We start from the raw sequence: 14382 nt of genomic DNA on the forward strand, positions 1-14382 counted from the left end.
TGCTCTCACCTCTCCTGCGACATGCGGTACATGTGGTCCTTCGCCAATCCGGCCAAGATGGAGTAGCTCGTCTTCTCCTTCTCCCGGTCGATGCCGAACAGGCGGTTGTGATGCATGTGCAGCAGCCCCATCAGCGCCTGGTCCCGGGAAACCGCGTCCGGGACGTCGCTGGAGAGCAGGGCTGACCCGTACTTCTGCACCTCGGGCGAGTTCCGCCACAGTGCCGCCACGTGCTCCGCACCCGTCGCCGCCGCGAAGCCCGCCGCCACGCGGCCCGGGCGGATGATCCCCGCGATGTCCCGGCGGTGCGCCCGGTAGATCTCGCTCGTCTCCACACCGCGGAAGACGTGGTCGACCCAGCGCCACCATTCCCAGCCGCCCAGGGATTCGAGCAGCAAGGCGTAGTTCGCCGCTGCGAGGATCTCGTCCGGAAGCCCCGGCAGCAGCCTGTCCCGCACAGCGGCCTGGAGGACACTTGCCGTGCTGTCCACGCAGAACACCTCTTCGGCCAGTGGCATGAACGCCCCGCTGCCGTACCTGCCGTACTCGGGCTCGTACGTGTCCAGCACCACCCGCTGCACCAGCCCCGCCTGCCGCCAGGCGCGAACGTGTCGGCCCAGGGAGGGGAGGACATGCGCCGCGATCGCCTCCGGATCGCCGTGCATCCGCAGCCTGATGTGGCTGGCCGGGTCCCGGTACCGGATGTAGAACCACCGGTCGATGTCGCTCCGAACCTCCTGCAGCAGCTGCGGGAGCTTCTGCGCGAGCACGGTGTTGAACCGGCCGGACGGGATGTAGATCTTGGCGAAGAGCCATTCCTCACCCGGCAGGAAGGTGTGGTTCTCGTCCCCCTTGGGGAACGCGACGGGCGGGACGAAGGCGCGGGCCGGCTCGGTGTCGCTCCCCTGCGACATCGCCGTGCTCCTCAGCGGGACGACGATCTCGTTGCTGCGGCCGCCACACCAGCCGAAGTACGCCCCCTGCTCGTGCAGCTGCTCGGTGACGAGGACGTTGCTGCGCGCGGCCTCCTTCCGCAGCATCTCGACGTGGAAGGAATCGTCCAGGTCGAGGCTGTACGACTTGTCCCCGACCGCGACCACGACGTGCCGGGGCAACCCCGTCCCGTCGCGCCACGCGCCGACGGCACGGGCCCAGCCCCGCGGGTCACCGACGGCGGCGCGCACTTCCGGGGTGGGACGCCAGGTGGCGGGTGAGACGACGACCTTGCCATACCGCACGCGCGGGAAGAAGGGGAGTGACTCGAGCCCCGTCCACTGCCAGGGGTGGAGCATCTTGTCCCGGACGAAGCCGATCTCGGTCAGCAGTCGGCCGAGGTTGGGCGCGTTCTGGTCGACGGCGAGCATGTGTGGGGTCCTCGGCACGACTTCCTGCCCCGTTTTCGCCCAGTAGAGCTTGAACTCGTTCTGCTCGACGGCCAGGGTCAGGTCGCGCCAGTCGATGACGCCCGGCGCCTCCGGATCCGCGAAGCTGCCCAGGGGGATCTCGTACTCCCCGATACGGGTGGTGGGCAGGATGTTGACCGCCCGCGGGTTCACCGGCAGGAAGGAGACCTCCGCCTCGATGCGGCCCGCGTCGCTGTTCGCGCGCATCAGCTCGGTCAGCTCCGCGGTGCACTCCAGGAGTTCCGAGAAGCGCGCGATGGTCGACCCCGCGGTCATCGACCCGATGTTGGGTGTAGGGAAGACCGTGAAGCGTCCCGCGTCGAGATCCTCCGGGCTCTTGGACAGAAGCTGGAAGAAGAGTTCGAGGGAACGCGGCGGCTCTTCCTCGTCCCGGTACCCCAGCGCGGCGATGTCGTGCTCGCTCAGGACGACTTCCCGCTCGGGGCTCATCACGGCCCGCTGCATCAGCGTCGCCACGATCTCGCGCCGCCGGTCGAGGTAGTCCGTCTCCTGTTCGTCGGAGTCCGAGGGGAAGTGCGGCGGACGGTCGACCATTGTCGGGTTCTGGTAGCCGGCCGGGAACCCGATTCCGTGGGTGGCATGGACCACGTCCACCAGGGGCACGGCCACATGCGGGCCGTACTTGTCCAGGAACTGGCTCTTGTACTCGCGCAGGTGGTCGTAGCCGGACACCCGGCCCGACATTCGCCAGATGACCGACGCGTACGCCTCGATCTCCTTCGCGACCGACCGCGGGAGCGAGATCTCGGCGTCCAAGCGGAGGTCGACCTGTACACCGGGCCGGGAGCCGTCGTAGCCCTTGGCGAGATCGCGTTGGATCTCCTCCCAGGTCTCGCCGCCCTGCCCCGGGGGGCACGCCTCATAGTCACGCAGGCGCAGGCCGGCACGCCGCACGCGATTGTTCTCGCCCGAACCGCCGGTGGCCGTGGCGATCCGGTCCAGCGCCGCCGCGCTCATCCGGTGTGGTGTCACGGAGGTGACCAGGACCTCGCTCTTGAGGAGCTCGAGCAGGACTCTGTCGACGATTTCCTCGGTGGCCCCGGATAGTTCGCTGATGGCCCGGGCTATCACATCACCATAAGGAGTGGGCCTGCGGCAGTTGTCGAGGAGCCACTGGACGAACCGGTTGTTCGCCACGTTAACCTCACGCAGCGGCATCGCCTGAGGACCGTGCCGGTCCGAGCGGACGCGTACGTACGGGAGGACCAGGCGATCGCCCTGCACGTGGCAGAGGTTGTTGACGACCACGTCGAGGCTCCGCCGGGACTCGGGCCGATCGAGCCACTTGACGATCTCCGCGTACAGCCAGCTGGCATCGATCCGAGCCGACTTCTGGTGCTCAGGACCGAAGCGGACGGCTGCCCGCTCACCCCAGTGGGCCTTGGTGACGCCGGCGGCGAGACCGAAGGGAGTCGGGCGCCCGGACGATCGCATCGCGTACCGGGCGAGGGAGATCGCCACGCTCATCAGCCGCTTCCGGTTGAACTCCTCACCCGCCTCGAACCGGTCGAGAAGTCCCGAGAGGGACTTGCTGGAGACCCTGATCGTCTCCCGGAAGACCGGGTCCGAGGCCATGTGCCGGATGTAGGCGGCGAGAACGGGCCGAATCTCGCCGCTGTCGGCGGGGAGGTGGGGCGTCATCTGAGAGAAGTCGCCAGGTGCCCGCGCGGACAGCCTGACAAGGACGGGCCCCTGGGCCGTGAATTGATCCGGGCGCATCGCCGCTCACCTTCGCATGAGTCTTGACGGACGGGCCCTGCCGGGACGCATTGTCCCGGCAGGGGTGATCAGGGCTCAGCCCTTCAGCAGCACGTCCCGCACATCGCGAGCTCCGACCAGGTCATGGTCGGCGTGACGGTGGCGCCACAGCACATCGAATAGACCTTGCTGTCGCTGCACATCTCAGCGGGGTCGAACTTCGCGGCGTCCGGGACCTCCTGCACGTCGAGCTCGAAGTCGAGCACGTCCAGGACGGGCGCCGCCAGAGTTGCAGTAATCATGTCATTCCTCGATTCAGATCGATGTCGAACATGGATGAAGAACGCCGACCACTACAGAAAGAGCCCAACGTAGATGCGGCACTCGACGCAAACGAATTGAGCGTCGAAATCCATAGCAGTACGGGGAATTACTAGAGCCGGGCGAGATCGCCCAGAAGAATGGGCGAGTTGATCGCCTCGTCGCGACGCTACATCACACGAATGGCAACCTCAAGCACTAGTGTGAAGCCTCAAGAAAAGCTCAAACGCGAGAACGACTTACCGGAACTCTGCATTCCTGTTCGTCAACTCGCACGCATCAGCCAACAGCTCGTAGGAGCGCAGACGCGCGGCACAATCATGGGTATTGCTGGTGACCATCAGCTCGTTTGTCCCGGTTTCGCTCACGAGTATGTCAAGTTCGGCGCGTACTCGATCGGGCGTCCCATGGGCGATGCGCGAGAGCCATCGTTCCTTGTAGGCCTGGTCGTCAGCGGAGAAGGAGTGCGCCCTCGCCTCCTCCGGAGTGGGAATGAGACCGGGTGGCATCACTCCCATCCGAATGGTTGCCACCACGTGCGTCAGCGCCTGGCCGTAGGCCTCTTCCTCGCTCGTCGCCACCACGGCGGACGTGCAGACCATGACGTACGGACGGGACAGGAACGCGGACGGACGGAAGGACCGCCGGTACGCCTCCAGGACCGGAAGCGTCTCAGTGGTGGAGAAGTGGTGTGCGACGACGAAGGGCATCCCGAGCTCCCCGGCACAACGGGCGCCGGCCTGCGACGTGCCCAGGATCCACACCTCGGGGCGTCCCGAAACGTCCCCGCCCCCCAAGGCCCTGCCCTGCACCGGACCGGGCACGGCATGCACGCCGGCATGGGGATGACCAGAGGGAAGGGAGTTGTCGAGAAAGCCGATGAGGTCGGCCAGGCGTCCCGCGAAATCAGGCCCGCCCTCAGCCGCATAGCTCCGGATGGCCCGCGCGGCAGCGGGCATGGCTCCCGTCGCCCGCCCGAGACCTAGGTCGATCCTCCCCGGTGCCAGCGCCTGGAGCATGCCGAACTGTTCGGCGATGACCAACGGTGCGTGATTGGGCAGCATGACCCCGCCGGACCCCAGACGGATCGTGCTCGTGTGTGCCGCTATGTGGGCAAGCAACACCGCAGGGGATGAACTCGAGACCGACGGCAATGAATGGTGCTCACCCACCCAGAAACGACGGAAACCCCGGCGCTCCGCAAACCGGGCAATCTCCACGGTCGTGCGCAGAGCCTGTTCGGCCGTTTCCCCAACCCCGACCATCGCGAGGTCAAGAACCGAAAGAGGAACGGGCATAGTCATTGATGGACCTCCTGGCCAGCTGCTGCGAGCCGGATAAGCGGAATCTGAGAATCGGCCGCCCGGCCGCAACTTCGTACGGGTGGATCACCTTAGTCCGGCAAGCACGGCCGGACCAGAGAAGAGGAGTTCAACCCCCTCGACCGGCGAGACAAAGAAAATCCCTGGCTATGATCCGTGGCTATGACCTACGATGCGGTACGTCTACTCCCCCGATCCGTCCTCTTCGGTGACCCCGAGTACGCCGGCCCGTGTATTTCCCCGGACGGCACGCTGCTGGCCTATCTAGCACCCCATGAGGGGGTACTGAATGTATGGATAGGGCCCCGCGACAACCCCGAGGCGGCGCGCCCGGCGACCCGGGATCGCGGGCGTGGCATCCGCGCGTACGGGTTCTGCCACGACGACGCCACGCTTTTCTACCTCAAGGACAAGGAGGGAAACGAAAACTGGCGCCTGTACCTGCGCGACCTTGGTTCCGGGGAAGAACGGTGCGTCACGCCGTACGAGGCCGTCCAGACGCAGGTCCTCGCGCACAACCCGTGGCACCCCACCCGCATGGTCTTGGGCCTGAACCGTGACCGGCCCCACCTCCACGACCTCTACGAGCTCGACCTCGTCGGCGGCGGCTTGTCCGCAGTGTGCGAGAACCCCGGCTTCTTCGGCTGGCTCATCGATACGGACCTGCAGGTCCGCGGAGGCCTGAGCTACAGCGACGACGGCGGCAAGGTACTCCACCTGGGCCGCCCCGAGGAGGGCTTCCGGCCGTGGAAGCACGTTCCTCAGGTCGACTCGGGAGGCAGTGGCTTCCGGGGCTTCTCACGCGATGGCTCCTCGCTCTACTTCACCTCGTCGGTGGGCGCGAACACCTCCCGGCTCTTCGTCCGGGACATGACGACCGGTGCCGAGACGGAGCTCGCCGGCGATCCTTCGTACGACGTGAGGGGGATCGTGTTCGATTCCCATACCCAGCGGCCTCAGGCCGTGTCGTTCGAGAAGGAACGACTGGAGTGGCGGTACCTCGACACCGGCTTCGAACGCGAGGTCGAGCTTCTGCGCGAAACCCTGGTCGCGGCGGGAGCGCCGGATGGGGAGCTGGACATCCAGCGGAACGAGCGGAGCGGACGGCTGTGGAACGTCACAGTGAGCCCTTCGGACGGCCCGCTCCACCTCTATCTGTACGACCAGGACGAGAGACGACTGCGGCTGCTCTTCCATCACGCCCCGGCCCTCGCCGGCGCCCCCCTGGCGACGATGGAGCCGTTTGACTTCCTGGCCAGGGACAAGCTTCACGTGCACGGATACGTCACCTATCCCCTGGGTGTCCCCCGCACGGCACTGCCCGCCGTGGTCAACGTCCACGGCGGCCCGGAGGCAAGGAACGCCTGGGGGTTCAGTACTGAGGCGCAGTGGCTGGCGAACCGCGGGTACGCATGCGTCCAGGTCAACTACAGGGGATCCAGCGGATACGGGAAGTCGTTCGTCAACGCGGGGGACAAGAGGTGGGGAAGGGAGATGCAGACGGACCTCCTCGACGCGGTGGACCACCTTGCCGCACTCGGGACGATCGACGCGTCCCGGGTCGGCATCCTCGGCGCCTCCTACGGCGGGTACGCCGCTCTGGCGGGTGCGGCGTTCACTCCGAAGGCGTTCCGGTGCGCGGTCGCTCTGTGCGGCCCGTCCAACCTGCTCACGCTCCTGGAGTCCACTCCGGCCTACTGGAAGCCGGCTGTCGCGTACCAGCGCGCACGTGTGGGCGACCCGGAGACCGAGCGCGAGCGCCTGTGGGACCAGTCGCCGCTCTCGCGGGTCGATGACATCGCCATTCCGATCCTCGTCGCACACGGTGCCAACGACCCCCGAGTGAGGGTCTCGGAAGCCGAGCAAATCGTCAAGGCACTTCAGAAGAACGGGCTGCCGCATGAGTATCTCCTCTTCGAGGACGAAGGGCACGGCCTGGTGCGTCCCGTGAATCGCATGCGCTACTACGCGGCCGTGGAGGCCTTCCTTGCCACACATTTGGGTGGACGCGCCGAGAGTTGAGGAAAACCTGAGGTTCCTCAGGCGTATTTCTGCCTCACCGAAATAAGCACCCCCATCGCGTTGACAATCCGGGAGCGGCAATCCTAGGCTCCGATGCGTTGACGAGCGGCTGATCAGCCAGCCGCTCGCCGATTCCCTGACCACGCTCAAAGACTGGAGATATTCATGGATCGCTCGCGCCTTATCGCCGTCGCCAGCGGAATCATCGCCGTCGGTCTCGCCGCAGGTCCTGCGGCTGCCGCCAATGGCTCCGCGGAATCCCCCGCGAAGTCGCCCGCCAGCGTGACCTCGACCTCCGCGGGAACGCTGGCCGACGACGTGCTCGTGACCAACGACTTCCCCTGCTGCGTCTAATCAGCGGCCACGGGTGGCTGCCTGCACAAGGGGCAGCCACCCCCGACACACAAGAAAGAGGCTGAGGTGAAGGCATTCCGAGGGGCTTATCCGTTATTCAGGCGAAGCCATTCCTCCCGGACTGCGACCCTCCTCCTCACCGAGGCCCTCGTAGGCCTCTCCTGCGTGGCCTCGAGCCTCGAAATCCTCTGCTCCGCGAGGGGGAAAGCCCCCGAGTCGGCCATCCTCCAGTGGCCGCTGATGCGACGGAAGCTGCCGGCGGAGGCGACATGGCTAACCCGTATCCTCAGCGCGACCAGCGGCGCCAAGCGGGACGAGTTCATGGAGGCTGCGCGGCTCGCGGCGGCCGTCACCCTCCTGGTGGCGGGCCGGGACAGCAGGGCCAGAACGGTCGCCCTGGCCGGCCTCACCGTCACGTCGGCACTGCGCCACCGCCGCTACGGGTTCCAGTCGGACGGATCCGAGCAACTCCTGTTCCAGGTGCAGCTGGCATCGACCACGGCCCGTCTCGGCGGAAAGAACACGCGGATCGCCGATGCCTGCCTCTGGTACGTATCGCTGCAGGCCGCACTCGCCTACACGGTGGCCGGCTACTCGAAACTCGCCGGTGCACACTGGCGTTCAGGAAAAGCCCTTCCTGGAATTATCCGAACTGAGACATACGGAAGTGGTGCGGCCTTCCGGTGGGCGACCAGGCACCCCAGAACCACCCGGCTCGCAGGCTACGCGACAATCGGTGGAGAATGTCTCTTCCCGCTGATCTTCTTCGTCGACAACGGAAAATCCGCACCACTGTTCCTTCTGCCCGTCGGGGGCTTCCATCTGGCGAATTCCGGCGTAATGGGCCTGGGGCGCTTCTTCTGGGCATTCACGTCTTCGTACCCCGCGCTTCTTTACACCACACATAAGCGCGCTTCGAAGGCGGAGACCCTTGGACACTGAGACCCGACTCCCCGCGATCGCGGCGGGATCCATATTCGGTGCGATACTCCTCGGGGCGGGGCGCCAGATCGCCCGGCACAGAAGGGTACTGACCGGCCGAGGCGACGAAAAGTTCCTGACCGCCAGTTCTGGAAACAAGATCTCCTTCCGCACGAACACGACCGCGGAATCCGATGGGCCCGATCGGCCACTCATCGTCTTCGAATCCGGATTCATGGCAACCATGGAGCACTGGACCTGGGTCTCCCAGGAATTGAGCGGGAGAGAATCAACCGTGTTCTACGACCGCAGCGGATACGGCCGCAGCCGACACGGCCGCGGTCGGCACCGGACATCACGGCCGTTCACCCCGCGCACCGTCGTGTCCGACCTAGTCGATCTCATCCGGCACACGCGAGGAGAGCGCCGCGTCGTGCTCGTCAGCCACACGATGGGCGCGGGGATCGCGCTGCGGGCCGCCGCGGAACTTAAGGACGCGGTCGCCGCAACCGTACTGCTCGAACCACCCGTCATCACCGCTCCTTCCGGCGGTCACCGCGCCCCCGCGATCTCTCCCCTCTTCATCGGATCGATGCGCGTAGGATGCGGCGATCTGCTGCCCCGGCCGTCCTGGGCGGGGGCGCTCCCGGAGCACAGCGCCCGGCTCTCGGACGACCAGCACCGGGACGCGCGCCTGTGGGAGGCGGGCAAACGGGAAGCGGACGTCAGCGCCGACCTCGGCGTCCACGAGACCCTCCTCTCAAGGGTGCAGCCGCCCTTGGCGGTCGTCGCACACCGCGATGCTGACCTGACCGGCTACAGCGGCCTCCGCCAGGCGGCACTCCACGTGCTGGACGGCTTCCGCCCCGGGCGGCTGCTGCACTCGCACCGCGCCGCCGAGCATGCCGCGGCGGTCGTCTGCGCGACCGCCGAGCGTGCCGCGGCAACCGCCTTCGCGACCGGCGAGCGTGAGCTGTGAGCGGGATCGTACGACGCGTCCTGCGCGAGGCTCACGTGGACAGCCGCCGGGGCTCGCTCGCCGCCACCTGCGTCGAGGTGGCTCTGGGTGCCGCCCTGACCGTCACCGTGCTGAGCCAGCACCCGCTGCGCTCGTTCGACCGGCTCCGCAGGTTCGATCCCACCCTGCTGATGCTGCCGGACTGGCGACTGTTCGCGCCTCGGCCCGTCATGCACGACTTTCACCTCCTGTGCCGCGCCGGCGAACCGGGACACGAAGGCGAGTGGCAGGTGGCGTCCACCATCGCGAAACGCTCGGTGTCCCAGTTCGTCTGGTACCCCGAGCGGCGACGGGACAAGGCCTTCCTCGACCTCTGCCAGGAGGTGTCCTTCGCCGCAGGCGAGGGGTCCTCTCCTGCACTGGCCACCGAGGCCTACCGCATCCTCAGGGACTACGTCAGCGGATATCTGGCCGCCACGTGCCATGCCTACGAGACGTTCCAGCTCATGATCATGCGGACGGGCGGTCACGACTCCGAGGAGCCGCTGACCTGCACCTTCCTCTCGCCCCATGAGAAGAGGAAGGCGGCCGGACGGTGAACTACCTCATGGCGGCGATCCAGTTGTCCCTCCTCGGCACACTGCTGGTCTCCGGTATCGGGAAGATCCGTGCCCCGCGGGACTCCCAGATCATGGTGGAGGCGGTGCTGGGGCGTGCGGCGCCAGGGCTACGGCGGTACGCACCGGTCGCCGCGGGCGCTCTGGTCGGTGCGGAGCTGGTCACGGCGATCGCTCTGACACCCGGACTGCCCTTCCAGGGATTCGGGTTCGCCGCCGCGCTGCTCCTCTTCTCCGTCTTCACCGGGGTGGCCGTCCACTCGTCCTGGTCCCGGACGAAGATCGTCTGCGCCTGCTTCGGGCGGGCCGCCTCTCCTCTCGGTGTCCGGCACGTCATCCGAAACGCCCTGCTCACCACGATGGCAGCCGGCGGCCTCGCGCTCGTATTCACTGCGGGTTCCGGCATGGGAGAGCTCGCCGGCCTGGCTCTGGCCGCGGCCTTCGCCCTCGTCTTCACCGTGGTTATCGCCTTCCTCGATGACCTTGCCTCTCTCATAACGGAGTAGCAGAAATGATCTTTGTCGTCGCAGGCATGGTCCTCGTCGGTGCGCTCGGCCTTCTCAACCTGGCCCTGTCCCTCGCCATCGTGCGCCGGCTGCGGCGCCAGGAGGAGCAGCGCCGAGCCGTCGACCCCCACGCGCCCTCCGGTCCCGAGGTGGGCACGAAGCTGCCGATGTTCTCGGCCCCCGCCATGGGTGGGGAGGTGTTCGCCTCCACATCGCTCGCGGGCGGTGCGGCGGCTCTTTCCTTCATCACCACCAGCTGCGGCGCGTGCGACGAGTTCGTCGAGGACATGCCGGAGTTCGCCGCCCAGACCGGCCTGGACGATTCCCGCATCGTGGTCGTCATCGCCGGCGAACAGGGCAAGGCCCGGCAGATGGCGAATCGCCTCGACGGCCTCGCCACGGTGGTCTTCGAGGAGGCTCCCGGCGACATCTCCTCCCTCTACTCGATCACAGCGACCCCGACGACCGTGATCGCGGATGCCGACCAGTACATCACTGCCACGCACACCGGTTCCAAGCCGAACCTCCAAGCACTTCCGGCGTAGTCGACGCCGGAAGCGTGAGCACGATACGTACCGGAAGGAAAAGCACTGGTGAAACTCCTGACCAGGATGGGCGACGCCCTTCTCGGCAGACTCGCGCCGGAGGCCACGGCGACGGCCGTCTGCGGCGACTGCTCTGCGATCGAGATGGGCTGCGGATACAAGCAGAACAAGTGCTCCGGGGCCTACCTGTACAAGCGCTGCTGCTGCACCGGCAGCTGCGCGAACTGCTCCGCAGGCGTCTGCGGGCCGTGGCAGCTCTGCGGCGCCTACTGCTGAATAACCCGCCGAAATACCGACCCAGCGGAAGGTGATCTGCCCGTGAACCGCTTCACCCGACTCGGCGACGCGATCCTCGACAGACTCGCACCGGAGGCCACGGCCGCCGCGTGGAACAACTGCTCCCAGGGGTGCCCGTCCTCGTACCCCTCCAAGGAGACGCACTGCTACGGCCCCAAGATGTACGTCCGTTGCTGCACCACCATCGACCATTGCAGCTCGTGGCAGTACTGCGGCCTTCAGTGCGCCTGATCTGAGACAGCCCGTGCTCGCCCGGGCCCGTGGCTCATGCCTGGCCTGATGCGAGGACGACAGCGCTTGCAGATCCCGACCGACCGGCATCCGCCGTAACTGGCAGCTCTGAGGCCCCTCCTGCTGACACGACTACTGAGTAGGAGACGAAACCCGAATAGATCTGTTCACTCGGCTCGGCAACGTCATGCTTCACCGGCTGGCACCGGAGGCAACGGCGACCGCGGCCTGGTCCGCCTGCACTTCCTGCGGCGAATACCTCGCGTACTTCTCGTCAAAGTGTGCAGGCGCGACCCTGTACGCCCGCTGTTGCGCTTCGAATGCCGACTGCAGCCAATGGTTCAACTGCGGCCCTCAGTACGCCTGAACCTGAAACAGCTTGTGCTTTGACGAAGACCGGCCCCGCACCGCGCGCGACAGACCGGCATCGAAGACGCCGCGAGGCCGCAGATGCTCCGTGCGGCTCGCCCACGCGGCGCGGGTCCGCCCGGGCCTCTGGCCCGAACCGCTGAAGCCCACTCGACGGGAGATTGAAACTCGTATGAATTTGTTCACTCGGCTCGGCAACGCCATGCTTCACCGGTTGGCACCTGAGACATCGGCAGCGGCGTGGTCGCCGTGCACTTCTGGCTGCCCCGACGGTCACTACTGGGATTCGAAGTGCGTCGGTGCCACGCTGTACGTCAGCTGCTGCAAGTTGGGCCCAGGTTGCACTCCCTGGGTCAGCTGCGGTCCCCAGTGCGCCTGACCTGAAACGGCTCTGCTCCCGCCGATCCGTCGGCGGGAGCAGAGTGGAGGGATTCCTATGACCACCGTCGGAGGCTGGCGGGAGTTCCTCTCCCGCACGGTCAGCATCGTCGCTCTCACCTGGCGCGCCAGCCCGGGCGCCTTCCTCGTCTATCTCATCTCCACCCTCGTCCAGGGACTCATACCCGCCGGCATCGCCCTTCAGCTGAAGTGGCTCCTCAACCAGATCGGCCAGGACCCCGCTCAGTCCGATCCGAGCCGCCCCGGTCCCCTCGGCCTCGTCATCGGCATGGCCGTTCTGGGACTGCTCGCCGGTGTGCTGCCCCTGACGACCCAGTACGTACGCTCACGACTCACTCGCAGGATCGCGATGCGCGTACAGAACGACCTGTTCGCGTCGGTCAACAGGTTCGACGGCATCGCGAGGTTCGAGTCCCCCCGCTTTCTCGACAGCCTCCAGATCGCCCAGCAGTCGGCGATCGGGGCACCGGAGGCGATCACCCAGTCCCTGTTCGGGCTGATCCAGAACACGCTGTCCGTGTCCGGCCTGCTCACGGTGCTCTACTTCATCTCCCCCATGATGACGGTCCTGACGGTGGCGGCCGCCCTTCCGGCACTGGCCATCCAGCTCCACCTCAGCAAGCAGCGCGCGAAGATGGTGTGGTCGATCAGCCCACGCAACCGGCGTCAGATCTTCTACCAGAGCCTGATGACCAACGTCTCCGCCATCAAGGAGACCAAGCTCTTCGGGATCGGCCCGTTCCTCCTCGACCGGATGAACCGCGAGACCCGCATCATCAACGCCGCCGAGGAAGGGGTGGACCGCAAGGCGCTCCTCACCCAGGCTCCCCTCGCGGTTCTCGGCGCCGTGATCGCCGGCGGCGGCATGGTCTGGATCGTCGACGCCGCGGTGTCCGGCACTTTCGACGCCGGTGACATCACCGCCTTCATCACCACGATCGGCGGCGTCCAGGCCTCGCTCACCTCCACCGTCTCGCTGGTGACGAGTTACCACCACGCCCTGGTCCTCTACGGGCACTACGTGGAGGTGACCACGACCCCCAACGACCTGCCGACCGCGCGCACCGCCGGCACCACCCCCGCGCTGACCCACCGCATCACGTTCGACGACGTCTGGTTCCGCTACAGCGAGGACGGACCGTGGGTGCTCCGCGGCGTCACCTTCAGCATCGAGCGGGGAACCTCCCTCGCGCTCGTCGGCCTCAACGGAGCCGGGAAGTCGACTCTCGTCAAGCTGCTGCTGCGCCTCTACGACCCGGAGAAGGGCACCATCCGCTGGGACGGCACGGATCTGCGCGACCTTGACCTGCCGACCCTGCGCGACCGGATCAGTGCCGTCTTCCAGGACTTCGTCCGCTACGACCTCTCCGCCACCGAGAACATCGGCATCGGGGACGTACAGCGGCTCGACGACCAGCCCCGTATCGAGGCCTCGGCGCGGGAGGCCGGCATCCACGACCACATCACGAGCCTTCCCCGCGGCTACCACACCCTGCTCTCCCGGACGTTCCCGGAGATGGACGGCGACCCCGGTACCGACTTCGCGGGCGTCGTGCTCTCCGGCGGACAGTGGCAGCGTCTCGCCCTGGCTCGGGCACTCATGCGCGTCGGCCGAGACCTCCTCGTGCTGGACGAACCCAGCTCGGGCATGGATCCGGCGGCGGAGCAACAGCTGCACGACCGGCTGAAGGTCTACCGAGAGGGAGCCACGAGCCTTCTCGTCTCGCACCGTCTCGGTGTCCTCCGCGACGCCGACCGCATCATCGTTCTGGAGGACGGCCGCATCACGGAGTCCGGCACGCACGGAGAACTCATGGGCATCGACGGGGAGTACGCGAGGCTCTTCACCATTCAGGCGTCGAACTACACCGCGACTAGCGAATCCGGAGCAACCTTGTGAACGCACGCATCCGCCCTTGGCACCTCCTCGGGTTCGTCCCCGTGTCTGCGGCCGCCGTCGTGTGGTGGGTCAAGCGCACCTACGTTGCCGTCAACGTCGACGGAAGGAGCATGGAACCCACGCTCCGTCCCGGCGCCCGGGTCATCGTCCGCAGGGGCTCCCGGCATCTCGAGACCGACGACCTGGTCGTCATCGCCCAGCCCGATCCCATCTTCGGCTGGCCACGGGACGGTCACCCCGCGCCTCGGGGGCTGGATGAGTCACCGTGGAACATCAAGCGCGCCGTGGCGCTGCCCGGTGACCCCATGCCCGCCGGATCGTCGCAGCAAGGCCCGGTGCCTCCCGGGCACATCGCCGTCAAGGGCGACGGCCCGTACAGCAGTGACTCCCGACACTTCGGGCCGTGCCCCCAGAACCAGGTCCTGGGGCGTGTGGTGCGTGTCCTGCGGACGGGCGTGCCGACCGCCTAAAGGTTGTCCCGTAAGTGATCTTCTTGTT

Annotated in this window: 14 protein-coding genes; 11 read left to right on the forward strand and 3 right to left on the reverse strand. The window is 66.9% G+C overall.

Features of this window, described 5'->3' with window-relative positions:
* Positions 1–5: 5 nt before the first annotated feature.
* The 3 genes from ACLJTM_RS20665 to ACLJTM_RS20675 all read right to left on the reverse strand — a co-directional run bounded on the left by ACLJTM_RS20665 (position 6) and on the right by ACLJTM_RS20675 (position 4747).
* Entirely contained in the window at positions 6–3065 is a 3060-nt protein-coding gene (locus ACLJTM_RS20665) for a lantibiotic dehydratase (protein ID WP_411105135.1), read from the reverse strand.
* Positions 3066–3226: 161 nt separating this feature from the next.
* Positions 3227–3424: a hypothetical protein gene (locus tag ACLJTM_RS20670; RefSeq protein ID WP_411105136.1), complete on the reverse strand. Its 198-nt coding sequence runs from the start codon at positions 3422–3424 to the stop codon at positions 3227–3229.
* Positions 3425–3682: 258 nt separating this feature from the next.
* The gene (locus ACLJTM_RS20675) at positions 3683–4747 is read right to left on the reverse strand and encodes an LLM class flavin-dependent oxidoreductase (RefSeq protein ID WP_411105137.1); all 1065 of its coding nucleotides are present in this window, start codon (positions 4745–4747) and stop codon (positions 3683–3685) included.
* A 180-nt stretch (positions 4748–4927) separates the two neighbouring features.
* Here ACLJTM_RS20675 and ACLJTM_RS20680 point away from each other — a divergent pair, with 180 nt between their 5' ends.
* The 11 genes from ACLJTM_RS20680 to ACLJTM_RS20730 all read left to right on the forward strand — a co-directional run bounded on the left by ACLJTM_RS20680 (position 4928) and on the right by ACLJTM_RS20730 (position 14354).
* Entirely contained in the window at positions 4928–6787 is a 1860-nt protein-coding gene (locus ACLJTM_RS20680; RefSeq protein WP_411105138.1) for an alpha/beta fold hydrolase, read from the forward strand.
* Positions 6788–6952: 165 nt separating this feature from the next.
* The gene (locus tag ACLJTM_RS20685) at positions 6953–7141 is read left to right on the forward strand and encodes a hypothetical protein (protein ID WP_411105139.1); all 189 of its coding nucleotides are present in this window, start codon (positions 6953–6955) and stop codon (positions 7139–7141) included.
* Positions 7142–7381: 240 nt separating this feature from the next.
* A complete protein-coding gene (locus ACLJTM_RS20690; protein ID WP_411105140.1) occupies positions 7382–8083 on the forward strand; it encodes a hypothetical protein in 702 nt (233 codons plus the stop codon).
* A complete protein-coding gene (locus ACLJTM_RS20695) occupies positions 8073–9041 on the forward strand; it encodes an alpha/beta hydrolase (protein ID WP_411105141.1) in 969 nt (322 codons plus the stop codon). The genes ACLJTM_RS20690 and ACLJTM_RS20695 overlap by 11 nt, the downstream gene beginning before the upstream one ends.
* A complete protein-coding gene (locus ACLJTM_RS20700; RefSeq protein WP_411105142.1) occupies positions 9038–9619 on the forward strand; it encodes a hypothetical protein in 582 nt (193 codons plus the stop codon). The genes ACLJTM_RS20695 and ACLJTM_RS20700 overlap by 4 nt, the downstream gene beginning before the upstream one ends.
* A complete protein-coding gene (locus ACLJTM_RS20705) occupies positions 9616–10143 on the forward strand; it encodes a MauE/DoxX family redox-associated membrane protein (protein ID WP_411105143.1) in 528 nt (175 codons plus the stop codon). Before ACLJTM_RS20700 ends, ACLJTM_RS20705 begins: the two co-directional genes overlap by 4 nt.
* 5 nt (positions 10144–10148) lie before the next feature.
* Positions 10149–10688: a TlpA family protein disulfide reductase gene (locus tag ACLJTM_RS20710; protein ID WP_411105144.1), complete on the forward strand. Its 540-nt coding sequence runs from the start codon at positions 10149–10151 to the stop codon at positions 10686–10688.
* A gap of 48 nt (positions 10689–10736) precedes the next feature.
* The gene (locus tag ACLJTM_RS20715) at positions 10737–10964 is read left to right on the forward strand and encodes a hypothetical protein (protein WP_389801460.1); all 228 of its coding nucleotides are present in this window, start codon (positions 10737–10739) and stop codon (positions 10962–10964) included.
* 42 nt (positions 10965–11006) lie between these two features.
* The gene (locus ACLJTM_RS20720; RefSeq protein ID WP_411105145.1) at positions 11007–11216 is read left to right on the forward strand and encodes a hypothetical protein; all 210 of its coding nucleotides are present in this window, start codon (positions 11007–11009) and stop codon (positions 11214–11216) included.
* Positions 11217–12021: 805 nt separating this feature from the next.
* On the forward strand, positions 12022–13884 hold the full coding sequence (locus tag ACLJTM_RS20725; RefSeq protein ID WP_411105146.1) for an ABC transporter ATP-binding protein: 1863 nt from the start codon (positions 12022–12024) through the stop codon (positions 13882–13884).
* The gene (locus ACLJTM_RS20730; protein ID WP_411105148.1) at positions 13881–14354 is read left to right on the forward strand and encodes a S26 family signal peptidase; all 474 of its coding nucleotides are present in this window, start codon (positions 13881–13883) and stop codon (positions 14352–14354) included. Before ACLJTM_RS20725 ends, ACLJTM_RS20730 begins: the two co-directional genes overlap by 4 nt.
* Positions 14355–14382: the final 28 nt, after the last annotated feature.

It is taken from the genome of Streptomyces sp. cmx-4-9 (assembly GCF_046548835.1).
Taxonomy (GTDB): Bacteria; Actinomycetota; Actinomycetes; order Streptomycetales; family Streptomycetaceae; genus Streptomyces.